Source organism: Microcoleus sp. B3-D7, assembly GCF_036705305.1.
In the GTDB taxonomy this organism is placed as follows: domain Bacteria; phylum Cyanobacteriota; class Cyanobacteriia; order Cyanobacteriales; family Microcoleaceae; genus Microcoleus.
In genome coordinates, this window is sequence record NZ_JAUBUE010000015.1 from 49,299 (window position 1) to 75,037 (window position 25,739).

A 25,739-nucleotide genomic window follows, 5' to 3' on the forward strand; every position below is an offset into this window, starting at 1 on the left:
ATCCGTCGAGCCAATCCGTTGCCGAACTTCTACCCCAACAAACAAGCTGCAGGAAAAATTAGATATTCTAAGAAAAACAACTTCCAGATAAATTGATAAAATGCAGCAACTTCTATTTTATCGTCCAAATTAACTTTCGCGCTCCAAAACCACATCAAACCCAAAGCCGCCAAATGAGAAACTGCCAGAAACACTAAATTAGCATTAGACAATACGATCGCACCCGCCAAAGTCGCGCCCAAATAACAAACCGTCAACACCCAGCGAGATAAATTAAAGACGGCCGGCTTGCCCAACTCAATGGTAAACGTAGTAATATTATATTGCTTGTCCCCTTCCATGTCGGGGATATCTTTAAAAATGGCGATCGCAAACGTAAACACCACAACAAAAACCGTTAGCACCCAAACTTCCGCAGGAATGTCAAAAGACACACTCTCCAAACTCCAGCCAGAAAAAGCGCTTTTCGCCCTTCCCAAACCCAACACCCAATTAAAGTGCAAAAATAACCCTAAATTTACGATCGCGCCCCGCACCGTAAAAATGCACAGCGCCGCCCAGAAAGGAAACCGCTTCAGGCGAATTGGGGGCAGAGAATAAGCAGTCCCAATCGCCAAACTAACGCCAACGGTAGCCAGCAAAAACGGGCCTTGTAAAACAGCAGTCAAAATTGCTATAATTCCCGTTACAATTACAATTAATTCCCCGGTTTTCCGAGAAAACACTCCAGAGGCGATCGGCAAATACGGCTTATTTATTTTATCAATTTCAACATCTTCTAACTGGTTCAATCCCACAATATAAATATTGCCGCAAATGCAAGCCACCCAGGCAAAAGCTAGGGGCCCAAATACAGGATTCACAAACAGCCGCGCGCTTTGGGCGATCGCGTACAAAGCCAATACACTCAAGCTAGTACCCACAATTGTGTGAGGCCGAGAAAACTCCCAAAATGCCCTCAGCCAGCTTTGCGGAGCCGAGCCATTTTTATCAATCCAAGACTTCCCAATCGAATCATTGCCCATAAATCTCACACCCGCACCACACAAATAATATTCTCTAGGGTGTGCAATGCACACCTTACTCATCAACTCAACACTCAAAACTTCTGTGATATATGTCTGCTATTTTACAGCACAAATCATCCCAAAACGAATCAACCCGCTCTGATATCCACGGCTCATCAATCCGAGAGCAAGTGCTGCTTGAATAGTCGTCCAACCGCTCGTGAGCAAACCCCAAATAGCACTCGGAGTCAAAGCAGAATCGATCACCACATCCCAAAAAGGAGCAACAGCTTTTGACCAATCAGCGGTGCGAATACTTGTCAAAGGTAAACTGCGGACAATTTCCTCGTATTCCGGCAAAGAAATCACATAAGGCAAAGCATAAACTCGGTAAATTTCTGCCAATTGCTTTCTCTCTTCATCAGTTAATTCTCCCGCCGTTTCTCCCAGCGGGCGGTGACACCAAGTTGCCAAAATCAAAGTTCCTCCCGGCTTGAGAACGCGGCAGCATTCCTGCAAAAACTTAATTTTGTCGGGCATATGTTCGCCACTTTCGAGGGACCAAACCAAGTCGAAGGACTCGTCCGGGAAAGGCATATTCAAAGCATCGGCCACCAAAAAATTCACATTGCTTTCTAGGCCAGCAATTTTAGCGCGTTCGGTCGCTCTGTTGGCCTGTACCGGACTCAGAGTAATCCCGGTCGCTGTAACCCTAGCGCCCGTTTTATTTGGTGCGGGCGATCGGCTATAATTTTGATCCGCCTCGCCATCCAACTTTAAATTATTTTGAGGGAGAGAACTAAACTTTTCGGTCAAATACAGCGTGCTGCCGCCGATCCCGCAACCGACATCGAGAATGCGGTAAGATTCACACAGCGTCTTGTCTGACGGTACTCCAGCCCAAGCCAGCAGTTCTTCTATCAAATCTATCTGAGCCTGTCGGCGCTCTTTTTTCAAATTGCCATCCGGGCCGTAGTAACCGTGGTGCATATGTTCGCCCCACACCTGCTCCCACAAACCGCTAGAAGCGTCGTAAAGTTGCTGAATTTGCTGGTAAAGTGTTGATGTCATCGCCGAATCGCAAGTTATTAAAGGAATTCTACCGTTATTTTCCCGCTGTTGTCATAGAATTTGGCGATTGAGTTCGATCGGTCTCCGGCCTTAGCCAGACGGAGATGTCCTTATTTCAAGCCCGACTATCTATTTGTGGGTTCCCTCTCAAACCTCAAATCTCAACTCGATTTGTGGGTTCCCTCTCAAACCTCAAATCTCAACTCGATTTGTGGGTTCCCTCTCCAATCTAAAATCTAAAATCTAAAATCTAAAATCGAATGACTGTCTCGCGAACCATTGCTTTGGGCTTTCTCGCTGTCATCCTCACAGGTGCTCTATTACTGATGATGCCCTTTTCCACAATTGATGGAACTTGGAGCGATCCAATAACAGCACTGTTTACCTCTACTTCCTCTGTCTGCGTCACGGGCTTGTCGGTTGTGGATGTCGGAAAATATTACTCTTTTTGGGGGCAACTGTGCCTAGTTTTACTGGTGCAAATAGGAGGCTTGGGCTACATGACAGCCACGACTTTCTTACTGCTGTTATTAGGCCGCCGCTTTGGCTTGAAAGACAAAGTTGCCCTGCAACAATCTCTCGACAAATCCGGGCTAGCCGGCGTAGTACAACTCGTGCAGTCAATTCTAGCAACAACGCTTTTGTTTGAATTAACAGGAGTGTTTTTGCTGATGACGGTTTTCGTCCCCCAATACGGATTTAAAGAGGGTGTGTGGTCGGCTATATTTCACAGCGTTAATTCCTTTAACAACGCCGGTTTTAGCATCTATTCAGATAATTTGATTGGCTACATCACTTCGCCTATGGTTAACTTCACAGTCAGTGGTTTAATCATATTTGGAGGAATTGGCTATCAAGTAATTATGGAAATGTACCTGTGGCTGCGCGATCGCTTCAACAAAAGCCCTATCTGCACAGTTTTTTCCCTGAACTTCAAAGTTGTTACTACTACAACGGCTGTCCTTTTAATTTTAGGAACGCTAGCCTTTTTGGTGCTCGAATACGACAACCCAAACACTTTCGGCTCTCTAACTTTTCCTCAAAAGCTGATGGCAGCTTGGTTTCAATCTGTTACTCCCCGCACGGCGGGGTTCAATACAATTAGCATTGGCCAAATGACCGAAGCCTCGCTATTTCTGACCATCGCGCTGATGTTTATCGGCGCCAGTCCTGGCAGCACCGGCGGCGGAATCAAAACCACAACTTTTAGGCTATTGTTTTGCTGTACCACAGCAGTTATCGAAGGCCAGGAAGATGTGGAGTGCTATCAGCGTCAAATCCCGCCACCGATGATTCTGAAAACCATTAGCGTAGTCTTCGGTTCCCTGTTGGTCGCGTTCACATCTGCAATTTTAATCGAGCTGACCAATCCCCAAGTAGAATTTATCGCAGCGCTGTATGAAGCCGTTTCAGCTTTTGCCACGGTCGGTCTTTCCACTGGGATTACACCCACGCTTTCAGCGATCGGTAAGTTGATTTTGATTGCTACAATGTACATAGGTCGGGTTGGGGTGCTGCTGCTGGTGAGTGCTGCATTCGGCGACCCAAAACCCAGGTCTTTTAAGTATGCTGAGGAAAGTTTGTTAGTCGGATAAAAAAATCCTGCCTACTTGCTGATAATCTAGACAATGGGTGACAACCCAAATCAACTTTTACTACTTACCTAAAAACCAAAAGGAGGCGGCGCTGTGTCTGCTAAAATTTAAACAGCAAGACGCTCAGCGCTGGATATTGAGTGAACCTGTCATCTTTGAATTTTTTTCGCACTTTGCGGGCAGACAACAAGCAGTTTGCAGTTATTGGTTTGGGACGCTTCGGCAAAGCTGTGTGTTCTACTCTGCACGGTTTGGGTTACGAAGTCCTGGGAGTTGACACCGATGAAAAAAAAGTAACTCAAGCTTTGACCGATCGTATTGCTGCTCACGTTGTGCAGTTAGATTCTACTGAGCCTAGCGCTCTTGCGGAAGCGGGTATATTTGAATTTGACACAGTGATTGTTGCGATCGGCAATTACCTAGCAGAAAGCATTACCACCACCCTAAATCTTAAGGAAGGCGGGGTAAGTCACGTAATAGCCAAAGCTTCTTCGGAAACTCACTTAAAACTGTTGAAAAAAGTCGGGGCAGATCATGTTGTTTTTCCAGAACGAGAAATGGGCTGCTCTGTGGCCCGCCTTCTTACAAAACCCAGCATTTTAGAACGCTTTGACCTCGACCCAGATCACAGTATCGTTGAGTTGCTCGTTCCTGACAAGTTTGACGGTAAAACCGTCTCCGAATTAGAGCTCCGGCGCAAGTATGGTTTGAACTTGCTAGCAGTCGGGCGCGCAGACAAGTTCGAGATTAATCCGGAGCCAACCGAACGCTTGAGAAAGGGCGACGCGATGGTAGTAATTGGTTCTAATAAAGATATCAGTCGCCTGCCAATTTAACAGCTCGCCATTTTACGCACATATAGCAAAATTCCTGGACTCAGAAACCCGATTTATTGTATTCCGAGTGTCTAAGCCCTGAGCAATTCTTGCGAGATGTTTGAAAATTTCAGACTCTTACAAACCCGGTTTATCTAAGATAAACCGGGTTTCTCTGTCGATCTTGATATTCTAATTTTTAACCGAAATATCTAAATTTAATTTCACCAGTTCTGGGGTTGGTTCCGCCTTTGCGACCCCCTCGGAGAACCTAGCCAGACAAATCACGAAAATTGTTAACAACGTAGCAGCACTTGATCGCGCTCCCGCAAATCATAGGAGCGCTAGCCTTGAAAATTCAGCCCACTTTCAAGATTTTTTGCAAATAAGCTTTGCCAAAAACCACCACCGCCAAGACTAGAGCGAGTTCAACAAACCAAGGACACGCCGCCACAAACCAAATTAACGAACACACTCCAATAATTGCAGCTATGGGAGCGGGAATTCCGTCTAGCGTTCTGTTGTCAGTCCCGGCAGTCACCCACCAAGCAACCAAGCAGACCGTCAAAGGAATCAAGCAACTTGTGATCATGATTTTTACCCCATCAATGTTTTTTACATATGGCATCTGAGCATATTGTTACAATACATCAAAGATTCAGAAATGCACCATCAATTGCGATAAAATTTAAGGTTAGGTAATTCATACTCTGGGGTGATATATTTTGTAATTTTTAGCTTAGCCTCTCTCAGAAGGCATAAGTAGGTTGGCATCAGGCAGGATTGTGGGATTTTTATTTCGGCAGAAGTGCTTTTGCTTTCTACCTTGAGATGAATTGCGATGCGCCCATCTCTGCAAGTTATACTCAGGAGTGCAGTCAGTTACTGTAGAGCGTGAATCAATGCTGGGCAAATTTTTTCGCAAGCCAGAATCAGAAAACAGCGATCGCGTCCCCCCGGGTCAATACCTCGCCAACGGCTTTCCCGTGCTAACCTACGGCGATACACCCTCCGTCAGTATTGAGAGTTGGGAATTTAAAGTCTGGGGATTGGCAAAACCAAAAACCTTCACTTGGTCGGACTTCCAGGCCATGCCCCAAAGTAACTTTACTGCGGATTTTCACTGCGTCACCCGGTGGTCAAAACTCGACGTGCAGTGGACGGGAGTCAAAGTCACAGATTTTATGAACTACATAGAATTCGATCCGAAAGCTCTGCACGTCCTGGAACACTGCTACGGCGGCTACACTACCAACATTGCGATCGCCGACTTCCTCCGAGAAGAAAACTTTTTCGCCCACACCGTCTTCGGCGAACCTCTATCGGCCGACCACGGTGGCCCAATGCGGCTCGTAGTTCCCCACTTGTACGCTTGGAAAAGCGCTAAATGGATTAACGGCCTGGAGTTTACAGAAACCCAAGAACTGGGTTTTTGGGAACGTAACGGCTACCACCAGCGGGGCGAACCTTGGGCAGAGGAACGCTACAGCGGTCTGTTTTGAGGCGGGCGATCAGGAGCAAGGACGGGGCCAGACCTTCTCTATACAATCTTTGTTGAGGGCCAATCCGGTCTTTTACCGCTTAACTCTGCAGAAATTGCATCTCCTCGATCGCATCTTTGGGATATCTCACGCCACGGTATCTATTTAATTCAACCAAAATACGTAGACCCAACGATCGCATTTTGTAGGTAATTTACCCGATAGATAAACTACTTTAACTGCCCTACACAAGCCCCAAAAAACAAATATTGCCAGTTTCTGGCTAATAGAAAACTTCTGGAACTGTCAGTACCCACGAATATTACCGTATTTATACTTAAGTGTTTGCTATTGAGGATTGAGACTTGAGAATATAATAAAAAATTAGCATAAGCCCCATCCCAAGCACTTTGGGTGCCCCGCGCTCCCATGCCCGCGACAGCAAGGTTTCAAGCCACAATATTTATAATTATTTAGTGGGTATTATGAGGGAGCGATCGCCCGTATGCAGATGCGATCGACACCATTTATGAAGGATATGTAAAGGCTTGATAAAGAATATGTCAAACTTTACCTAAAGTCCCCCAAATACAAACAAAGTATCGCATAATGAAAATATTAAGACCACCGCACAAAAGGAACAGGTAATGAATACCAAACTCTTATCCGCCCTAACAGCTACCGCCGCCGCCACAGCTCTGTTTGGCGCCGGAGCTCCAGCTCAAGCCTTCTCCTTTGGTACCAACGGCATCACATTCAGCCAAGATACAAGCGTGAAGTTTAACTTCAAAGAATCTCACGGTGGGTATACTTCCTCTTTGGGAATCTACAGCGTGAAGGACTCGGCGCGCACTCTAGTTAGCACCCTGTTTTCGGAAACTAAATCCTCAGACGACGACTGGGAGAACGAATGGAAAGGAACTCTCGGCAATACAGTCTTGGGTTCTGGATCGACAGTATTCACATTCCTGGCTAATCAAATTTATACTTTGGGACTCAACAGCGGCACCAACGGCAGTGTCTACTCGACCTCAGCTTTCAACAGCAAGGGCAGCCAGCAAGCCGTGTTTGGCGCGCAATCGCAACTGTGGAACGCGCTCGACAAAGAAACCACGAACGCCTTCAAAGCAGCCGGAGAATACACAAACGGATTCGATTCTCTGTTTAACGGAGGCACGCTAATTGGCTTCGACGATCGCGGTGGCGGGAACGACTCAGACTTCCAAGATTTCACAGTGAGCGCAGAAGCAGTTCCCGAACCGATGACAATGACTGGTTTGGCTCTCGGTTTGGGTGGCTTGGTTGCAGCCCGCCGTCGCCGCGCTAGCAAGACTACTTCATGATATTTTTCAACGGCGACAATTTCCTCAATTACGTTTGACAAAATAAAATTCAATTAGGAGGCGCGCTAATCAGAAATGGGCTCGCCTTTTGCTTGATTTTAAAAGTCAGAAGGGAGAAGTCATATCAATTCTGGTTGCACTCTTCATGATTGTTGACTGTCGACTGTTGACTCGGGGTCGCCAAACTGAATGATGGTTGAGTGTTGGATGTTGACTCGATTTTACGCGCGACGATGAAGCGCGGATTTGATATCAGAGGGAAGTTCGGCCACGCAGCAGCGTACGAGATTGAACGGATTTAACGCATGGGTGTGGAGGGCAAAAGTTAAGAGTGAAGAAGGCCGACCGGAAAAACAGGATTTTTCCGACTCTCCGACTATCCCACTCTCGCCCTCTCCCACTGTCTCCCTCTCCCAATTCAAAATTCAAAACTCACTTACGGTAAAGTGTTCGATTGTCCAAAGTCACCGAGCCCAGTTGAAGAATTTGGCTTTGCATAATAGCGAGATGATTTTGATTGTTTTGTGGGATGGGCCCATGAGCCCGAAGGTGCGTATTTTCACAGCAGGTGGGACGCCTAACCCCTACTCCCCACAAGAATCATCCTCAAATTGTGCAACGCCCCGAATTTGGTCAGCCCGGACGCACGCTACTTTAATCGCCACCACAACCAGGTCTTTTGTCCGTCGCACCTGTGCTTGTTCATGCAGCGTCCAATAGCGGAGAATAAGATCGAAGGAAGCTTAGTTAATGCCTGAACTATCAACTTCTCAAGTTGTTTGGGACAAAACGCCTTCGACGGAAATAGGTTTAACCAAGGTTTCAATTGCTCAGGAAGGTCGGTATCGTAGGCTAAAATTAAACGCAGGTTGGTTCGCCTGTGTGGAATTGTTGTTAGTATCCGCACTGAATTGGTAAATACGCTCGCCTTCGGCACGATAACTTGCTCTCCCAAATCACTAATAAGTTGAGTTGAACGCAGCAAAATCTTTTCAAGATTACCTTCAAAGCCTTCTACAATTATCCGATCGCCCAATTGAAACGGTTCGTGCAACAGCAAGAATATTTCCGCTAAAAAGTATTTGAAGATGTCTTGGAATAGGAAACTAATCCCTACTGAACCAAGTCCTAACCAACTGATGATATCTGCAGGTCGCCAAGCTGGGAACGCAATCACGCAGGCGATCAAACTGCCAGCAGCCCAAGTGAGAGTGTCAAATAATTAAAGAATGCCACGCTGACACAAAAGATTGAGATCCATCGCCGGACAGGAATATTGGACTCTCACTGTGCGGGTGACTCCATCGACTCCTTCGCTAATCATTAAAACACAATCAAAATTTAAGATTAGCAGCGCCGACCCCGATCGAGTAAAATCACAGCACTTGCCCGCCGATGACTTAATCTGCTAAAACTAACAAAGTTTGATGATTTCTGAGAAATAACATACATGGTTGCTACATCCGTCAAGATTAAACACGAAGTCAAAGACTTGTCCCTCGCCCCCTTGGGAAAGCAACGCATCGAGTGGGCCGGCCGGGAAATGCCCGTTTTGCGGCAAATTCAAGAACGCTTCGCTAAAGAAAAGCCTTTCGCTGGCATTCGCTTGGCTGCTTGCTGCCACGTAACCACAGAAACCGCTCATTTGGCGATCGCCATCAAACTCGGCGGTGGCGACGCCGTACTGATCGCCAGCAACCCCTTGAGCACTCAAGATGACGTAGCGGCTTGCTTAGTTGAAGACTACGGCATTTCCGTATTCGCCCTCAAAGGAGAAGACGCGGCTACCTACGAACGTCACGTCTACACAGCCCTAGACCACCGCCCCAATATTATCATCGACGACGGCAGCGACGTGGTAGCCGCACTGATCCAGCACCGCCCGGACCAAATTTCCGACTTAATTGGAACTACCGAAGAAACTACCACAGGCATCGTGCGCCTGCGGGCCATGTTGAAAGACGGCGTGCTGACTTTCCCGGCAATGAACGTCAACGACGCCGACACCAAGCACTTCTTTGACAACCGCTACGGCACCGGTCAATCTACCCTAGACGGCATTATCCGCGCTACGAATATTTTGTTAGCAGGTAAAAATATTGTGGTTGCAGGTTACGGTTGGTGCGGCAAAGGCACGGCACTGCGCGCCCGCGGTATGGGTGCTAACGTAATTGTCACCGAAATCGATCCGATTCGGGCGATCGAAGCAGTGATGGACGGTTTCCGCGTCATGCCGATGGACGAAGCAGCAACAGTCGGAGATATATTCATTACCGTTACCGGCAACAAACACGTCATTCGTGCCGAACATTTCGAGACAATGAAAGACGGCGCAATTGTTTGCAATTCCGGTCACTTCGACATTGAAATTGACCTCAAATCCCTCGGCGCAAAAAGCACCGACGTGAAAACAGTCCGGTCTTTCACTCAAGAATATCACCTCAATAATGGCAAATCGATTATTGTGTTGGGCGAAGGTCGTTTGATCAACTTGGCAGCCGCCGAAGGACACCCCAGCGCCGTGATGGATATGAGCTTTGCTAACCAAGCTTTAGCCTGCGAATATCTAGTTACGAACAAAGGCAAACTAGAGCCTGGTATTCACTCAATTCCCGTGGAAGTTGACAAAGAAATTGCCCGTCTCAAATTGGAAGCAATGGGTATTCACATTGATACCTTGACTGCCGAACAAATTGAGTACACAAACTCTTGGACTTCGGGGACTTAATCATCGTTTATCGTTCCCAGGCTCTTCCTGGGAATGAATGCAGCAAGGCTCTGCCTCCCGTATTCGGAGTCGAGGCAGAGCCTCGCTTATATGCGTTAATAGGCTCTGCCTTTAATGAGCAAAAACGAGCAAAAATACAAGCAACAAAAGCAACAAGAAGATTACAAACTACATATTACCTAGTGAATCAAAATGGTTGAATGGATAACTAACACAATGCAGTCGATGGGCTATCTGGGAATAGGGCTGTTGATGTTTTTAGAAAATCTTTTTCCGCCCATACCCTCAGAATTGATTATGCCGCTGGCAGGATTCACGGCATCAAAGGGTGATGATATGCAGTTAGCACCGGCGATCGCAGCAGGAGTAATTGGTACAATTCTGGGCGCGCTTCCCTGGTACTATGCGGGTAAACTATTGAGCGAAGAACGCTTGAGGAATTTAGCCGACAAATACGGCAAGTGGATCACAGTATCGGGCGCCGATATTGACAAAGCAAATAGATGGTTTAACAGACACGGCAACAAAGCCGTGTTTTTGTGTCGCCTCGTACCGGGAGTTCGCACCCTGATTTCCCTGCCCGCTGGCATCAATAATATGCCTTTAATTCCTTTTTTACTCTACTCAACAGGTGGCACTCTTTTGTGGGTAAGTTTCCTGACTTTTGCAGGATATAAACTAGGGGAAAATTATACACTTGTAGATGATTATCTGGGCCCTGTTTCCAAAATAGTTGTGGTGATTATTGTCATTTGGTTTATATTGTGGGTTGTCAAAAAGAATATGCAGAAGGAAAAATCTCGCAAATAAATGCAAAATTTGTGAAAATAATCTGCGTTTATTTGCGTTCATCAGCGGCTACAATCACCATTTTGACCCGCCCAAAAACCCATACAACTTTCTGACAGGAGTCGTGATCCGCCCAAAATTTTAGAATAAGGTTCAACCTCCCAGATTCATCGGGGGAGTAAATCTAAAAATCTCAAATCTCAAATCTCAAATCCACTGACCTGTTTCCAGCATCTTCCCAACCGTAGCGCTGAAAGATAGAGAGGGAGATTTGATAGAAACTTCTGCTATCTTTGCTACTTTTTTAAATTAGCTTTTAAACGGGTAATCGCCCAAAAGTCACAGTGACGGGCTGCCGAGCGCCCAAAAATCCCACTTAAATTTATACAAATATTTAGGATTGGTTGAGGTTTAGGCAGACAATCGTGGCAAAATAGGGAACATTCCTATCCGCGCTGTTAAGATATGTACGAAAAGATTGTAGCCCCAACAACAGGTTCTAAAATTACTTTCAAAGACGGTTCGCCGATCGTCCCCAATGACCCGATTATTCCCTTCATTCGCGGCGACGGTACCGGCGTTGACTTGTGGCCTGCATCCCAGAAAGTGATGGATGCTGCGGTAGAAAAGGCTTACGGTGGCGATCGAAAAATCAACTGGTTTAAAATCTATGTAGGCGACGAAGCCTGCGATGTCTACGGTACTTACCAATATCTGCCCCAGGATTCCTTAAACGCCATCAAAGAATACGGAGTCGCCATCAAAGGGCCACTGACAACCCCAATCGGGGGTGGCATTCGATCGCTAAACGTAGCTTTACGGCAAATCTTCGACCTTTACGCCTGCGTGCGACCCTGCAAATATTATGCTGGAACACCATCGCTACACAAAACTCCTGAACTCCTAGATGTAATTATTTACCGGGAAAATACAGAAGATATTTACCTCGGAATTGAATGGGCTAAAGGCAGCGAAATCGGCAAAAAATTGATTGAATTCCTCAATAATGAGTTAATTCCCGCAACACCAGAACATGGCAAAAAACAAATTCGCCTCGATTCAGGAATCGGAATTAAACCCATTAGCAAAACAGGTTCTCAGCGTTTAGTGCGGCGCGCCATTACTCACGCTTTACGGTTGCCAAAAGATAAGCAGCAAGTAACTTTGGTGCACAAAGGCAACATCATGAAATATACTGAAGGAGCTTTCCGAGATTGGGGTTATGAATTAGCAACCACCGAATTTCGCGAACAGTGCGTAACTGAAAGAGAGTCTTGGATTCTGGGCAACAAAGAAAAAAATCCCGACATTAGCTTAGAAGATAATGCTCGCCAAATAGACCCCGGATACGATGCTTTGACCCCTGAAAAACAAGCCAAAATTCGTCAAGAAGTAGCCGACGTTCTGTTTGCAATTTGGGACAGTCACGGCAGTGGTCAGTGGAAAGAAAAAATTATGGTCAACGACCGAATTGCTGACAGTATTTTCCAACAAATTCAAACACGACCGGCCGAGTATTCGATTTTGGCGACAATGAATCTGAACGGGGATTATTTATCCGATGCGGCCGCTGCCATTGTGGGTGGATTGGGTATGGGCCCTGGTGCGAATATTGGTGATGAATGTGCAGTTTTTGAGGCTACTCACGGCACTGCACCGAAACACGCTGGTTTGGATAAAGTCAATCCCGGTTCCCTGATTTTGTCCGGGGTGATGATGTTAGAATACATGGGATGGCAGGAAGCAGCAGACTTGATTAAGAAGGGTTTGGGAGCGGCAATTTCTAACGGTGAAGTTACTTACGATTTGGCGAGGTTGATGGAGCCGCCGGTGCCTGAGTTGAAGTGTTCGGAGTTTGCGGAGGCGATTATTAAGCATTTCGCGGATTGAGTTCCTCGGTGCGCCAACAATTGAGTGCTGGAAGCAGGTCAGAAAATCATTCCCCTCCTGAATCAGCAGTAGCTTTAAAACAACACCGCGATCTTCTATGTATTGGTACACTTGCCAAGATAGGGAGAGCGGTGTTATAAAGTTCTTGAGTCCCAGAGCAATTATCACTCATTCGCGAACAATTAGTTAGGGTAGGGAAGTAAGGAGGCAACCCCAGGGAATTTCTCCTAAACCTATATCCCGAATTATGACAACTTGTACAGATACTGGAGTTTTTATGGAAAATAAAGAGAAAACTGATACGATGCGGGTTTTGATTCTGGCGGATGTTTGCAATCCTGAGTGGCCTTCTTTACCGGTAGTTGGATATAAATTTGCGCGGGCGATAAGCAATTATGTTAATGCTACGGTTGTTACCCAAATTAGGAATAAACCAAATATTGATAAAGTCGGGATGGGTAACGCTAAAGTAGTTTATATAGATACAGAAAATGTTGCTGCTCCCATTCAAAATCTAGCTAATTTACTAACCGGTGGCTCAGAAAAATCCTGGACTATTAGGACAGCGCTGGGTTATTTCAGCTATCTCGCCTTTGAGTGGGAAGTATGGCAGCGCTACAAGCAAGAGTTGCAACGCGGGGATTTCGATGTCGTTCACCGGATTACCCCGATGTCGCCCACGCAGCCAAGTCCTATGGCAGCTTGGAGTCCTATTCCTTTTTTACTAGGGCCTCTCAACGGCGGGCTGCCTTGGCCGAAAGCTTTCACAACAGAGTTGAAGCGGGAACGGGAGTGGTTGAGCTATGTGCGAAATGCTTACAGGTTAATGCCTTTTTACCGCTCTACTTATGAACGTTCAGCAGGAATTCTGGCGGCATTCGATCACACGATCGTAGATTTGCCAGCCTCAGCGAGATCGAAGACAATTAATTATGCCGAAGTTGGCATCGATCCCGAATTGTTTAAGCTGCCCGAACGCTCTAGCAGCGAACAAGTGACTGTACTATTTGCCGGGAGGCTAGTTCCCTATAAATTGCCAGAAGTTGTTATTCGCGCTTTTGCTAACAGTTCGATTTTGCAGCAGCATAAATTAGCGATCGTTGGCGACGGACCCGAACGTCCTAGACTAGAACAATTAATCGCAGAACAAAATTTAGGCAACTGCGTTAAACTTTTAGGTCAAAAAACCCAACCTGAAGTGGGAGAATTGATGCGCCAAGCTGAGATTTTTGCTTTTCCCTCGATTCGCGAACTGGGGGCTGGCGTTGTAGTTGAGGCAATGGCCTGCGGTATGGCTTGTGTTGTAGTTGACTACGGCGGACCAGGTGCGCTGGTAGAGCCCGATCGGGGGATTAAAGTTCCTATGGGTAATTTTGACACACTGGTAAAAAATTTTACCGCAGAACTCGAACAGCTTGTCGCCGATCGCGCTCGTGTTGCACGCATGGGCATTGCAGCCCACAATTATGCCATGAATCACTATTCCTGGGATGTTAAAGCTCAGCAGATGCTGCAAGTTTATCAATGGTTAGCAAGTCATGGCAGTGTCAAACCGGATTTTGAGCAACAGTCAAATACCTTGTGACCGCTCGTCAAGTTTAATTCTCAGTTAGGACTTACGCCAACTGCCATGCCACGCTCAACGGCGGGACGCTTCTGCACTGTTTCTACCCAACGTTTGAGGTGGGGGTGGTTGTCGAGGGTTAATCCTTGAAATTCGTAAATAGCAACCCACGGATAGGTAGCAATGTCGGCGATCGAATAGTCGCCGCAAATGTATTCGTATTTTGCTAGTTGAGTGTCTAATACTCCGTAGAGGCGCAAGGTTTCTTTTTCGTAACGCCCAATCGCATAGGGAATTTGTTCGGGTGCAAAGCGTTTGAAGTGGTTTAGCTGACCAAACATCGGGCCGACGCTGGCCATTTGAAACATCAGCCACTGCATTACTTGAAAGTATTTTTGTTTGTCGGTGGGCAGAAATCTGCCGCTTTTTTCGGCAAGATAGAGCAGAATAGCGCCGGACTCGAAGACGGTGATGCCGTTATCTCGATCGACTATCGCCGGAATTTTGCTGTTGGGGTTGATGGCGATGAACTCTGGGCTAAACTGGTCGTTTTTTGTGATGTCGATGACGTGCACGTTGTAGGGTAAACCTATTTCTTCGAGCATGATCGAGACTTTGCGACCGTTCGGGGTGGTAAAAGTGTAGAGGTCAATCATAGTTGTGATGTTAAGTTGAAAGTTTGCAAGGCAGGAAATAACATGATATACTATCACAATTTGGATGAAAATTCTGATAGTATATCTATTGTGTTAAAATTATATTCTAATAATAGAAGAATAACGATCGCTCGAAATGGACATTATTGAAATTCTCAAAGACGATTATCAAAGATTTCCCGAGAATCAGACTTACAGCATCTATGCAAAAGATGTTTATTTTGAAGATCCGGTGAACCGATTTACAGGAGTTGAGCGCTACCGCAAAATGATCGGGTTTATAGGGACTTTTTTTCAGGATGTAAATCTCGATTTGTACGGGATTTCTCAGTCGGGAGATACTATAGACACTCGCTGGACTCTGAGCTGGATAGCACCGCTACCTTGGAAACCGAAAATGGCGATCGCCGGTAGGAGCGAACTGAAAGTCAACAGCGACGGTTTAATTGTTTCTCACATCGATTACTGGGACTGTTCGCGGTTGGATGTTCTCAAACAGCTTGTATTTCCTCGGAAAAGTAATGTTTGAGAATTTTTCTTAGGTTTTTTAGCAATAAAAAATATTGTTTTAAGAGCGATATCCTTTTTTTAACCGCAGATGTTAGCAGATAAACACAGATGAACGCTGATGGATTTTTATTTGTTGCAATTGATATCTGAGATAAGTAATTTTAACTGATCTTGACATTGCACCAATTTCCTGGATCACGGGAAAGGTGCTGGGTTCAGCGGTGGGCGATCGCCCAAATTAATTCCCCCACAAAATTAATTTTTGTTACATAACGTTACAATATAGGAGTAAATTACTTTCAGGCGAGCTAAACAATCAATGCGCTTAATATTAATGACTGGAAAAGGCGGCGTCGGCAAAACCTCCGTAGCCGCTGCGACGGGGCTGCGATGTGCCGAATTGGGATACAAAACCCTAGTGCTGAGTACAGATCCCGCTCACTCCTTAGCCGACAGCTTTGACATGGAACTGGGACACGATTCGCGGCTGGTGAAACCGAATTTGTGGGGAGCAGAATTAGACGCTCTCAGGGAATTAGAAGGCAATTGGGGAGCAGTTAAGCGCTACATTACTCAAGTCTTGCGAGCGCAGGGACTCGAAGGGGTGCAAGCTGAAGAATTAGCCATCTTGCCCGGAATGGATGAAATCTTCGGTTTAGTGCGGATGAAGCGGCATTACGACGAAGGCGAATTTGATGTTTTAATTATCGATTCTGCTCCGACTGGCACAGCATTGAGACTGCTAAGTTTGCCGGAAGTTGGCGGCTGGTACATGAGAAAATTTTACAAGCCGCTGCAAGGCATATCAGCCGCCCTTAGACCTTTAGTTGAACCTATTTTTAGACCAATTGCGGGTTTTTCTTTACCTGACAAAGAGGTGATGGATGCACCTTACGAATTTTACGAACAAATCGAAGCTTTGGAAAAAGTTTTAACTGACAATACTGTGACTTCGGTAAGGTTAGTTACCAATCCCGAAAAAATGGTAATTAAAGAGTCTCTGCGCGCTCATGCCTATTTGAGTTTGTACAATGTAGCCACAGATTTAGTAGTGGCTAACCGGATTATTCCAGCCGAAGTAACTGACCCATTTTTTAAACGGTGGAAAGAAAGCCAGGAGCAGTACCGTCAGGAAATTCACTCAGATTTCATGCCCCTGCCAGTTAAGGAAGTGCCACTTTATTCTGAAGAAATGTGCGGTTTGGCAGCTTTGGAACGGTTGAAAGAAACCCTTTACAAAGACGAAGATCCCAGTCAAGTTTATTACAAAGAAAATACGATTAAGATTGTGCAGGAAAACAATCAATATAGTCTTGAGCTGTATTTGCCCGGAATTGCTAAGGATCAGATCCAGTTGAGCAAAACGGGAGATGAGTTGAATGTTCGGATTGGGAATCACCGCCGTAATTTGGTGTTACCGCAAGCTTTAGCGGCGCTGCAACCTTCAGGGGCGAAGATGGAGGATGATTATTTGAAAATTAAGTTTGCTTAACCAGACTTACGCACAATCAACCTAAACAACCCGGTTTCTAGGAAAAATCGTGGATAATCCCTTGAGATATTCACGCAGAAACCGGATTTTTTGCCTGCGTGCAGGTACAGGGTAAACGCATCTAAATTAATTTGACAAAAAGGTGGATTTGTGCATTACTAAATAACTAAAAAAAATTTCTTAAAATTTTTAACTTTAACCCCATTTAAGCAGATTAAATCAAAACTTTAAGAATTTCTAAAGTTTTTAAAGCCGGATAAATTTCACAAGAGATGGGTATTATATCGATTCCGGTTGCACCGTCCGTAATTGTTGACTGTTGACTGTTGACTGTGAGTCAAAAAAATGAAAATTGCGCGAATTATTTGTTGGCCTCGGGATTCGACTTTACGCCCGACGAATGAAGCAAGGATTTGATATCATTCCGGCGCAGCCGGATTTGATATTACATGGGTCTTGCCAAAACTCGTCTACAACATATTGTGACTGCTGCCGCTATGAATATTTCAAGAATGTGGGCGTTTTGGCGTAACATTCCGATTGGCTTGACCCGTGTCTCTAGTTTTTTTGCTCTTTTTCCCTCTGGCTCATCAGAGTTTTTTTTCCCTGATTATGGGATGTTTGGCTTCACCCTTTTTTAATTCGCCAACAGTCTCTTTCCATCGCCGATTTCTATCTTAACTTTTTGAGTTTCTTCAAGTGCGATCGCCTCAAATTTTCCACCAACCGCCGCAACTGGTTCAAATTACCCGCTTCCCCGCCATACTTCCACCGCACGTAAGCTTGTGAAACTTCATCAATCACCTCAGCTTCATCAGTTGCATGATTGCCGCGCATAGCCTCAGCATACTCCAAAGGCGTTTGAGCTTTCTGCTTGGCAAATCCCCTACTCGCCAAATCCTTCAGCATTTCCTGATAAACCCCCTCCACCGGCGGCAACTTCGCCAGCCAGCGGCGGTGGCGCCACTTGCGCCACACTTGCCAAATTAACCAGCCAATAAAGCCAAAGGCGATCGCAGCAATCAAGCCAGTAAATAACCCCACCCAACCCTTAGCAAACTGTCCCAGAAACCAGCCCACAATCAAAGTTATCCAGCCAATTACAAAACCTATAACTGAATCCAGCCCGCTTCTGAGAGGAGTCGGTAGCCAACCCGCGATCCACTTCCAAAACGATTCGATCGCACTAAAAGTCTGGTTGTCTTCTACCGAAGCCGGAATCAGCGGATAACCGGGAATAGGATTAAAACCAAACCAGCCATTATTGGGAAAATATACCTCCGTCATCAAGAAAGCATCGGTATTTTTCACAACATAGTAACCAGTAAACGGGTTAAATTCCCCCGTATCGAAACCCCCCGCCAGTCGCGCCGGAATCCCGATCGACCTCAGCATAATTGTCAGTACCGTCGAAAAGTGGTCGGGATATCCACCTGTAAGTTTTTTGCCGTCCTGGGTGTTTTTATAGCCAAACAGAAAAGCCTCGACTAAATCTTCACCTTCTTCTAAGTAAGGCAAAGCTTTTTCTATTTTGTAATTCGGATTTTGCTTTAAATATTGAGCCAAATACAAAGCTTTTTCGTAAGGAGAATCGATCGGTCTGTCCGACTGAGATACTCTAGTTCTGGCCGCCAATATTTCTTCTGTTTTTTCTCGCACCTTCTGGGCAATTTCCGGCGGCACATCCAAATAGAAGTTGCGAATATTTTTCGGGTAATTAGTACCAGTTTTCCCCAACACAGAGCGATCGCGAAAAGGCACATTAGAAATAACTGTATAAGTCACACCCTCTCCCAATTCCGCAGGCGCTCGCAAACCCCCCTCCGCATCAATCGCCGCCTCTGGACTCGGAAAATAAAGCTCCTTCGGCTTGTTTAAAGCCGGAATCAAATTCGGCAATGGAGCAACAATAGTATAACTTTGAATCACCTCTTGAGTCCGAGGCGCATTGGGAAAAGGATTCAGATAAAATTGATAAGACCACCTAGGTCGAGTCAGCTTTTGAGCTTGTTCGTTGCGAGAAATTTCCCAACCCTGACCGGTGTATTTGTCGAATCCCAACACCCGCCAAAAACCCGCAGCCTGCGATCGCACCCGCATCACCACTTCAGGTTTCATTTCCCCGCGCAAATTTTGATTGATGCGCTGGTTGAAACCGTAATAAAAAGTAGAGTCCACCTCTCCTGGCCCAGAGTCTGGGTTTCTCCCCCTTCCTCCGCCAGTTCCTTTTTGATTTCCCCCTCTGACATACCCCGGATTTAGAATGCTGCGCGAGTCAAACTCCCCCTGATATTCAATAGGAGCACTCACCGGAAAAGTCCGCAACTGATAGCCAGGGAGGCGCGGCAAAAACGCAAAAATAGTCAGCCCCAACCCGACAGTTATCAGCAGCAGCCAACCAAAATACTTTGGGGATAAAGTAGCAGCAAATAGCGACAGGCTTTCATTTTTCCCTTTACCTTGTGCTTTTTGGCCAAGGGCTTCTGGCTTCACAAATCCCAAACGCGATCGATAATCCAAAACCAAAGTCGGAAGCGCTAAAGCCAAAAACACCAACAATAGCGGCGCAAAAGTCAAGGTTTGGCTGAGAGTCGCTGCTACCCCTAACAAAATTAGCCCGATTACCATCGAATAGCCTAAATCCTTGCGGCGAGGCAAATCGAAACTGTGCAGCACTTGAAGTTGGATTAACAGTTGCGCCAAAACTAACCGCGTATCATTTAATTCTCCCACCAAGCGGCTAAAAAAAGCGAACAGCGCCACCAGCATTCCAATAGCTATGCAGAACTTAGCAGCTACATTGCGATCGCGGCGGCGGTACCAACTCCAAGTTGCTCCCACAATACTAACAGGCACAGCCCACAGGTTCAGGGGTTCTTCAGCAGCAACGTCAGTAGCCACAATTCCCACAATTACCAACAACTGAACTAGGATTCGCAGCAGTAAAGAATCCTCAATCACCGGCGGAGGCATGGCCTCAATCTGCTCCCACAGCTTACCCAAAACAGGTATATTTCGCAGGTTATCAGTTGTCATGTGCACCCATCCAAGTCAACGAGCAGTAGATTGTAGATTGTAGATTTTAGATTTTAGATTTACTCCACCGATGAATCTGGGGGCTTGAACTAAGATCTAAATTTTTTCGCTTTCCACGACCGAAGTCGAGGGATTGCATCTGTTTTTGTGTGAGGTCAAACCCGAGAGTAAAAACCTAAATTATTTACTCTAAATAGACCTTTCTAATTGCTATCTTGTCCTGTCCAAATTGGACGAATAGCAAACATCAAAGGTCTGGTCTCGAAGTTTTGGAATCGAACTTCTAGGGCATAAGTCTTGTTAGGTTGTGGGTCAAACAACTCCACACTTAAATGCCCGGAATTCGGACGATGTGCAGTTGCTTGGGCATCTCCTCCCCTGAGTTCCAAACTTCCTGCCCCCGGAAATTGGCACTCAACTCTTAAACACGGCATTGGCTGTTCTCTGTTGGGGTTCGAGAGGTATTGAGCCTCCAGAGTCAGCGCACCCAAACCAGTCAGCCACTCCCGCGAAACCGGCGGCTGATTCACAGGACAATCCAAAGTTAGAGACTCAATGATTTCCTTAGCCGCCAACAGCGACAGCACCATTTGTTGATCGGTACTGGCTGCTTCGTAATTCGGGAAATCTTCTAAATCTAGAAGTCCCCGCAAAGAACCTCGGAGCACTAAACCAGCTAATTCGTTGAGTTCCTGAGACTGGCCCGGAAATAAGCCATCTACAGCGCGAACTAACTTTGAGCCTTGCCGCAGCGACGACATTACCAGTTCCTGACAAGGTTCTAGCAGTTGAGCAAAAACCCCTTGGGCGATCGGAATTGGCAGGCGGCCCCACCTGATATTTTGTAGTTGGGGAGTCCAGAGGTGTAGGGGGGGAACCCATTGCGGGGCTACATCGTCTGGATAATCGTGGTCGTAGCTTTTGAATTCTGTTTCCCAGGGGAACAGCGGCGGGTTAGATTCAATTTCGGCTCTAAGCCTTTCTTTTAACAAGGTCTGAAAACGGTCTTGCACGGTCGGTATTTCTCCAATTGTCAGCGGTTGTGCGGGTGCATTGCTGTGCGCCCCCACTTGATAGTCCAGCGGGTCTGGTTCGTCCCATTCCCAGTATTCCACCCCGGAATTGTCGTCTGTGTCGCCCCACTCTTCTGAGCGAGGGGATGGATTGAGGTTTTCCTCATCTTCGTTAGAGGTATTCGCGATCGGCGCCTGCAATATCCAGTCTAAAAAATGGCGATCGAAAGCCTCTGCATCCCTGTTCGTTTCGTTATTCATCACTAGATGCCCCTTCTCCGGAATCTGAACGATTTCGCAATTCCCACGCAAGTTCCAGCAATTTAAACCACCGCTTCTGTACCTGGGCTACCGTGCTGCCCAGGGTTTGGGCGATCGCTGACTCTGACAGACCCTGTTGTTTCAACTTTAGCAAACGCTGTCCCTCTGGACCAATTTGCTCGCCAAAAGCCTGCCACTGAGAAGGCAGCAAACCCAAATTTCGATCTAAGTCTGCTTCCAGCCACTGGTGAACGAGTTCCCAGCGGTGCGACATGGCGAACCTGAGCAAATGGTACTTGAAGCGCTGCTGCAAATAATCTCTTTGGCGGGGAGTTATGCCCAGAAGCGACTCTATTTCATTAGTCGGCAAGTCTTGCAAGCGCAGCACGAAGTAATCGGCGCAGTCTTGTTGATTGCGCTCTTTCAAGTAACCCACTAATTCGTCAATCACGTTTTGCCGCAGAGATTCTGACTCGTCGCCTAGCGGACGAATTGCCGCCGAACCCTGTCCGGCCATCGCTTCCCGCACTGAGTGCACCGAGGTGTCATTCCAAGTTTGGTCGGAATCAGAAGCCCCTCCGTCGGCGGCTTGTTCCATATCTACGGAGGTTTCTTTGGGCTGCTGCTGGGAAAACGTTTGGGCCCGTAAAATAATTAGTTGCTGGCTGCGGTTCCGAGGTAAAGGAATGCGCCGCTTGCCGAAGCGCTCTACAAAGGCCATGTACTCTGCTAGTTCTAAGCGAGTGCGGGGACTGTAGGTAGGTGGCAGTTGGGTTTCGCGCCGGAATGCCTTTAAAGCTTCGAGATAAAATCCTTGCAAAAAATCTTTGATCAGTTCTACTCGCGCCTGATAGCTAGACTGCACCTGCGGAGGGGTGATGTAGCGATAGACGATCGCGCTGAGGGTACTGTGCAATTCTACTCGCCCGGGCCCGGAGCCTAAATTGTAATAGTGGAGGCATTGTTGCAAGCGGTGCTGAGCGAGGCTCTGGGCTGAACCTTCTATATCTCCGGAGGCTTGAATCCGCTGGCTTTCAGTGCATATCCTGTTGACTTCTGCTGCGAGTCGCCCTGCTACATCTTGGCAGTTCTGCTCAGACGCGCGAGTGGACTTTTTAAGTTCGTCTAACAGCAGTTGAAATATGGTTTCCACGCTCTGGCAGATTTCCCGCATGATGGTTTACAGCTAACAATGAAAGTAGCACAGTTAGTAAAAGTATGGATAAATCTTTCCTACCGCTACTTTACCCCGTATTCCCCACATAGGACAAACTGCAATGCCCTCTATCTCCTCCTTCGCGCAAACACAGAGGACTGGTTTTTTTATCTGTCCTGGAGGCGCCCTCCGTTAAGAACCAGGTTTAACCAGTGGCCATAACGATGGTTCAAGTGTCGGGTTTGACAAAGCCTTCATGGGGATCCAAAACGCTACACTGCCGTTGATACGTTCGGCTTAGTGCTGGGGTGGTCACAGCGGCGCAAGTCTTCCTGAAGGTGAAGCGAGCAAACAGGTTCTCTCTTTCGGTCTACTCGATGGGGCCAAGGGTTTCACGGCTGTATTTGATCTGGGTCTTCCGCCACTTTTGCCATAAAGTTTAGACGGCGATCGCGCGTCTGTTTGTTGGTAGCATCCTGGAACGTCGATTTAACGGTTTGACTCAATATCATTTCTAGCATCCCAATCACAGAGGTCAGCACCGCTCATGTCAGAAAATCTGTTTCCTAGCTTTCTAGGATAAATGCGGTTATATTTAATTGCAAATCTCTTATGCCGTCATTGAAAGCAGCCCGCACAATTAAGTGTGTGGGAGGTTGGTTAATTTCGGCATAAATTCCTTATAAATTCCTTAATTTTTACTGGCAATCAGAATGCAGCCTTTTTCTATAGGGGGATTGAGCGGGGGTTCACCTGCGGGCAATTGCTGTGTTCGCCAATCATTCGCCAATCAAAGGTGCTCCGGAACAATAAGTTTCATTGCATCTATCTAAGGGTATCAATATTGCAATCACTTTAACCTGAAAAGCAGATATTTTACTAAAGTGCGATCGTCTTCGATCGTCCTCTGGGTTGATGTAAGTGGCAGGCGAAATTTGTTCTAATAAATGTAAAGTTAGAGTTGAAGGAACAATTTTCAATGCGTAAGTTAAACATAGGCTTATCGGACGAGCAGCGTGCAGGCGTTATCGAACTATTGAATCACGACCTGGCAGATGCTTATCTGCTGTTAATCAAAACCAAAAAGTATCACTGGGATGTAGTGGGCCCGCAGTTTAGATCGCTCCACCAGTTGTGGGAAGAACACTATCAGGCGTTAACAGTAAATATCGATGCTATGGCCGAACGGGTGAGAACTTTAGGTGGCTATCCAATTGGTACTGCTGAGGGTTTTCTGAAGTATGGCTCGATTAAAGAACATATCGGCGATTTGCCTTTGGCTACGGAAATGGTCTCGCGTTTAGTTGACGACCACGAACTGATTATTCGCAATCTCCGCCAACACGTCGAACAGTGCGGTGAAGAGTTTAAGGATGACGGAACCGCAGACTTTTTGACGGGTTTGATGGAACAGCACGAGCAAATGGCTTGGATGTTGCGCTCATTTATTGAAGGGGAATCCCTGGCGCCAGACGGCCAGCAACCAAAAGCTCAAACGGCTACAGCTTCTCACGCTTAGAGAGATTAAGTAAAAGGGAGAAGGAAGAAGGAAGAATAAAGAATGGAAAATTAAAATTCTTTTATTTAACCCTCATTCCTGATTCTTGATCGATCAACCAGGCAGAATTAAACGCCCTCTAGCTTCTTCAAAAACCCGGTTTCTTCAAAAAACCGGGTTTTTCAAGGTTGGGTTTATTTAGATTTTCGATTGGCTAAACTATTGAACCGCATTCTTTCATATACCTGCGACGGCAGTATTCTGTGAACTTTTGTTCGCGTCTCAATCTTAGCAAGTGTCGTCCCTTCACTCGATTCTGATGCTTGTTTTAAATCTAACCCTGATCCTCTTGGCGGTGGAACTATTATTTTTAATATACTTTCTCTTGACAGCAGGTACAAATTTTGGCGCAAAAGTGTCATTAATAAATCTTCTCTAAAAGCTCGATACAGCCAAAATAATGTACTCCGATGGTTGCCGTTACGGTTGCTTTTAACGGCTAAATTGTATATATAAAAACTGCTGCTAGACCAGCGATAAATACTGGCAGGAATTTCAGGATGCCGCTCCCGGACATCTGCCATAATTAGAGAGTGAGATTTTGCCATTGCTGCATAGTTGCAAGACATACTGCTGGGAATCTGTCGGTAGCCAACTAAAAATTCTGGCACTACTTTAAATTGATAATGTTCAGCGATGCGGAGAAAAAGTTCCAAGTCTTCGCAGCCTTGGGCGTTTTCGGCTTTCAATTGGCAATTGTAACCGCCGACTCTCTCGAAACAAATGCGGCGGATCAGAGATGAACTCGCATTACCCATAAAATATTTATAAACTAAAGCTTTGTATACTTCTCCTTCGATGGTGGAGTTGTAAAATCCACCTGTGAGTAAGTCTTTTTCGTTGATATCAAGTGACCAGGAATAGACAACTCCTACGGATTGTTCTGATTTAATTAAGCATTCGACTTGTTTTTCTAGGTTTTGCGGATACCAAATATCGTCGGCATCGATGGGAGCAATATATTCGCCTTTTGATTTTTCAATGGCTACGTTGCGAGCGGCGGCGACGCCGGCATTTGACTGTTGGAATAAGCTGACTCGGCTATCTTTTTGAGCAAAAGATTTGACGATTTCGGCAGTTGTATCTGTAGAGCCGTCGTCAACTACTAAAACTTCTATGTTTCGATAAGTTTGAGATCAAACAGATTCTAATGTTCTAGCAATAAAAGTTTCAGCGTTGAAAGCTGGTATGATGACTGAAACTAATGCCTGATTTAAATTGTTTTGGGAGGTGTTCATGTAATATAAAAACTTGTTTATGTAAAAATGTTGGCTCAAAGGGAGCTAGCTAAGGGTATGTTAGCAAATTACGAAAGCTCGATCGTACAGCGTGGGAAATTTTAAGACGTATATTTAAAATATATTGCCAAAACTCATAAAATGTGCATTGAGTCCGCAGTCGCGATCGAGACTTGGTGCAGGAGTCACTCACGGATGAGGTTTGTAAAAGAAATTTTACCGGATCAGTCCTGACAGCTCCCGGGTGTCCGTATAAACGATGTTTGATTTTATACGGTGTGCCTACTTATAAAATCAAAGTCTTGTGCATTGCACCACAGCCGCACCAATATACTGCTGGGGCTTTTTCCCAAGTTTACACAAACAATGATATATTTAAAGATTTTGTAAAGCTGTTGTCTACATCAGGTCAGTCTCAGCAAGATATGGCGTAAAATAGAGGTAAGAATGGGGAAAATCAAATCGAGAATATCAGCAAAAAATCTAGTTGAAGACAAACAGAAATCGAGTTATAAATAAAAAAGTAGAGCTGATTT

The 25,739-nt window shown here is 46.0% G+C and carries 19 protein-coding genes and 1 pseudogene; 11 read left to right on the forward strand and 9 right to left on the reverse strand.

Going from position 1 to position 25,739, the window contains the following annotated elements; genetic code table 11:
• Positions 1–29: 29 nt before the first annotated feature.
• Both QUB25_RS12995 and QUB25_RS13000 read right to left on the reverse strand, forming a co-directional pair.
• Positions 30–1,088 carry a homogentisate phytyltransferase gene (locus tag QUB25_RS12995; RefSeq protein WP_333183647.1) on the reverse strand — a complete coding sequence of 353 codons (1,059 nt, stop codon included), beginning with the start codon at positions 1,086–1,088 and terminating at the stop codon, positions 30–32.
• Positions 1,089–1,124: 36 nt separating this feature from the next.
• Positions 1,125–2,078, reverse strand: coding sequence for a methyltransferase domain-containing protein (locus QUB25_RS13000; RefSeq protein WP_333183648.1), 954 nt, complete (start codon positions 2,076–2,078; stop codon positions 1,125–1,127).
• A 260-nt stretch (positions 2,079–2,338) separates the two neighbouring features.
• Between QUB25_RS13000 and QUB25_RS13005 the strand changes: the two genes are divergently transcribed.
• On the forward strand, positions 2,339–3,673 hold the full coding sequence (locus QUB25_RS13005) for a TrkH family potassium uptake protein (protein WP_333183649.1): 1,335 nt from the start codon (positions 2,339–2,341) through the stop codon (positions 3,671–3,673).
• A 140-nt stretch (positions 3,674–3,813) separates the two neighbouring features.
• Entirely contained in the window at positions 3,814–4,509 is a 696-nt protein-coding gene (locus tag QUB25_RS13010; protein ID WP_333183650.1) for a TrkA family potassium uptake protein, read from the forward strand.
• A 337-nt stretch (positions 4,510–4,846) separates the two neighbouring features.
• Here QUB25_RS13010 and QUB25_RS13015 read toward each other — a convergent pair whose 3' ends face one another.
• A complete protein-coding gene (locus tag QUB25_RS13015; protein WP_333035001.1) occupies positions 4,847–5,080 on the reverse strand; it encodes a hypothetical protein in 234 nt (77 codons plus the stop codon).
• A gap of 310 nt (positions 5,081–5,390) precedes the next feature.
• Here QUB25_RS13015 and QUB25_RS13020 point away from each other — a divergent pair, with 310 nt between their 5' ends.
• Complete coding sequence (locus QUB25_RS13020; RefSeq protein WP_333183678.1) at positions 5,391–5,990, forward strand: sulfite oxidase-like oxidoreductase; 600 nt, start codon at positions 5,391–5,393, stop codon at positions 5,988–5,990.
• Between the two features lie 626 nt (positions 5,991–6,616).
• Positions 6,617–7,312: a PEP-CTERM sorting domain-containing protein gene (locus QUB25_RS13025; RefSeq protein ID WP_333183651.1), complete on the forward strand. Its 696-nt coding sequence runs from the start codon at positions 6,617–6,619 to the stop codon at positions 7,310–7,312.
• Between the two features lie 649 nt (positions 7,313–7,961).
• On the opposite strand, the gene QUB25_RS13030 is transcribed toward QUB25_RS13025, so the two are convergent.
• The gene (locus QUB25_RS13030; RefSeq protein ID WP_333183652.1) at positions 7,962–8,489 is read right to left on the reverse strand and encodes a mechanosensitive ion channel domain-containing protein; all 528 of its coding nucleotides are present in this window, start codon (positions 8,487–8,489) and stop codon (positions 7,962–7,964) included.
• A 273-nt stretch (positions 8,490–8,762) separates the two neighbouring features.
• Between QUB25_RS13030 and ahcY the strand changes: the two genes are divergently transcribed.
• From ahcY to QUB25_RS13050, 4 genes are all read left to right on the forward strand, one after another.
• Positions 8,763–10,040, forward strand: a complete 1,278-nt coding sequence (gene ahcY / locus QUB25_RS13035) for an adenosylhomocysteinase (RefSeq protein ID WP_190734016.1) — start codon at positions 8,763–8,765, stop codon at positions 10,038–10,040.
• A 192-nt stretch (positions 10,041–10,232) separates the two neighbouring features.
• Positions 10,233–10,850, forward strand: a complete 618-nt coding sequence (locus tag QUB25_RS13040; protein ID WP_333183653.1) for a DedA family protein — start codon at positions 10,233–10,235, stop codon at positions 10,848–10,850.
• Positions 10,851–11,294: 444 nt separating this feature from the next.
• On the forward strand, positions 11,295–12,719 hold the full coding sequence (locus QUB25_RS13045) for an NADP-dependent isocitrate dehydrogenase (protein ID WP_333035013.1): 1,425 nt from the start codon (positions 11,295–11,297) through the stop codon (positions 12,717–12,719).
• A 247-nt stretch (positions 12,720–12,966) separates the two neighbouring features.
• On the forward strand, positions 12,967–14,304 hold the full coding sequence (locus QUB25_RS13050; protein ID WP_333063606.1) for a glycosyltransferase family 4 protein: 1,338 nt from the start codon (positions 12,967–12,969) through the stop codon (positions 14,302–14,304).
• A gap of 20 nt (positions 14,305–14,324) precedes the next feature.
• Here QUB25_RS13050 and QUB25_RS13055 read toward each other — a convergent pair whose 3' ends face one another.
• The gene (locus QUB25_RS13055) at positions 14,325–14,939 is read right to left on the reverse strand and encodes a glutathione S-transferase N-terminal domain-containing protein (RefSeq protein ID WP_333035015.1); all 615 of its coding nucleotides are present in this window, start codon (positions 14,937–14,939) and stop codon (positions 14,325–14,327) included.
• A gap of 136 nt (positions 14,940–15,075) precedes the next feature.
• Between QUB25_RS13055 and QUB25_RS13060 the strand changes: the two genes are divergently transcribed.
• The gene (locus tag QUB25_RS13060) at positions 15,076–15,468 is read left to right on the forward strand and encodes a DUF2358 domain-containing protein (RefSeq protein ID WP_333183654.1); all 393 of its coding nucleotides are present in this window, start codon (positions 15,076–15,078) and stop codon (positions 15,466–15,468) included.
• A 300-nt stretch (positions 15,469–15,768) separates the two neighbouring features.
• Entirely contained in the window at positions 15,769–16,941 is a 1,173-nt protein-coding gene (locus QUB25_RS13065) for a TRC40/GET3/ArsA family transport-energizing ATPase (RefSeq protein ID WP_172188640.1), read from the forward strand.
• Positions 16,942–17,613: 672 nt separating this feature from the next.
• On the opposite strand, the gene QUB25_RS13070 is transcribed toward QUB25_RS13065, so the two are convergent.
• The 3 genes from QUB25_RS13070 to hetZ all read right to left on the reverse strand — a co-directional run bounded on the left by QUB25_RS13070 (position 17,614) and on the right by hetZ (position 22,425).
• A complete protein-coding gene (locus tag QUB25_RS13070; protein WP_333183655.1) occupies positions 17,614–19,977 on the reverse strand; it encodes a transglutaminaseTgpA domain-containing protein in 2,364 nt (787 codons plus the stop codon).
• A 203-nt stretch (positions 19,978–20,180) separates the two neighbouring features.
• Complete coding sequence (locus QUB25_RS13075; RefSeq protein ID WP_333183656.1) at positions 20,181–21,251, reverse strand: hypothetical protein; 1,071 nt, start codon at positions 21,249–21,251, stop codon at positions 20,181–20,183.
• Positions 21,244–22,425: a heterocyst differentiation protein HetZ gene (gene hetZ, locus QUB25_RS13080; RefSeq protein WP_333035024.1), complete on the reverse strand. Its 1,182-nt coding sequence runs from the start codon at positions 22,423–22,425 to the stop codon at positions 21,244–21,246. The genes QUB25_RS13075 and hetZ overlap by 8 nt, the downstream gene beginning before the upstream one ends.
• Before the next feature lie 961 nt (positions 22,426–23,386).
• Here hetZ and QUB25_RS13085 point away from each other — a divergent pair.
• Positions 23,387–23,926 (forward strand): Dps family protein, encoded by a 540-nt coding sequence (locus QUB25_RS13085; protein ID WP_333035026.1) that lies wholly within the window; start codon positions 23,387–23,389, stop codon positions 23,924–23,926.
• A 173-nt stretch (positions 23,927–24,099) separates the two neighbouring features.
• On the opposite strand, the pseudogene QUB25_RS13090 reads toward QUB25_RS13085, so the two are convergent.
• Positions 24,100–25,086 (reverse strand): annotated as a pseudogene (locus QUB25_RS13090) (glycosyltransferase family 2 protein); the annotation flags it as partial.
• Positions 25,087–25,739: the final 653 nt, after the last annotated feature.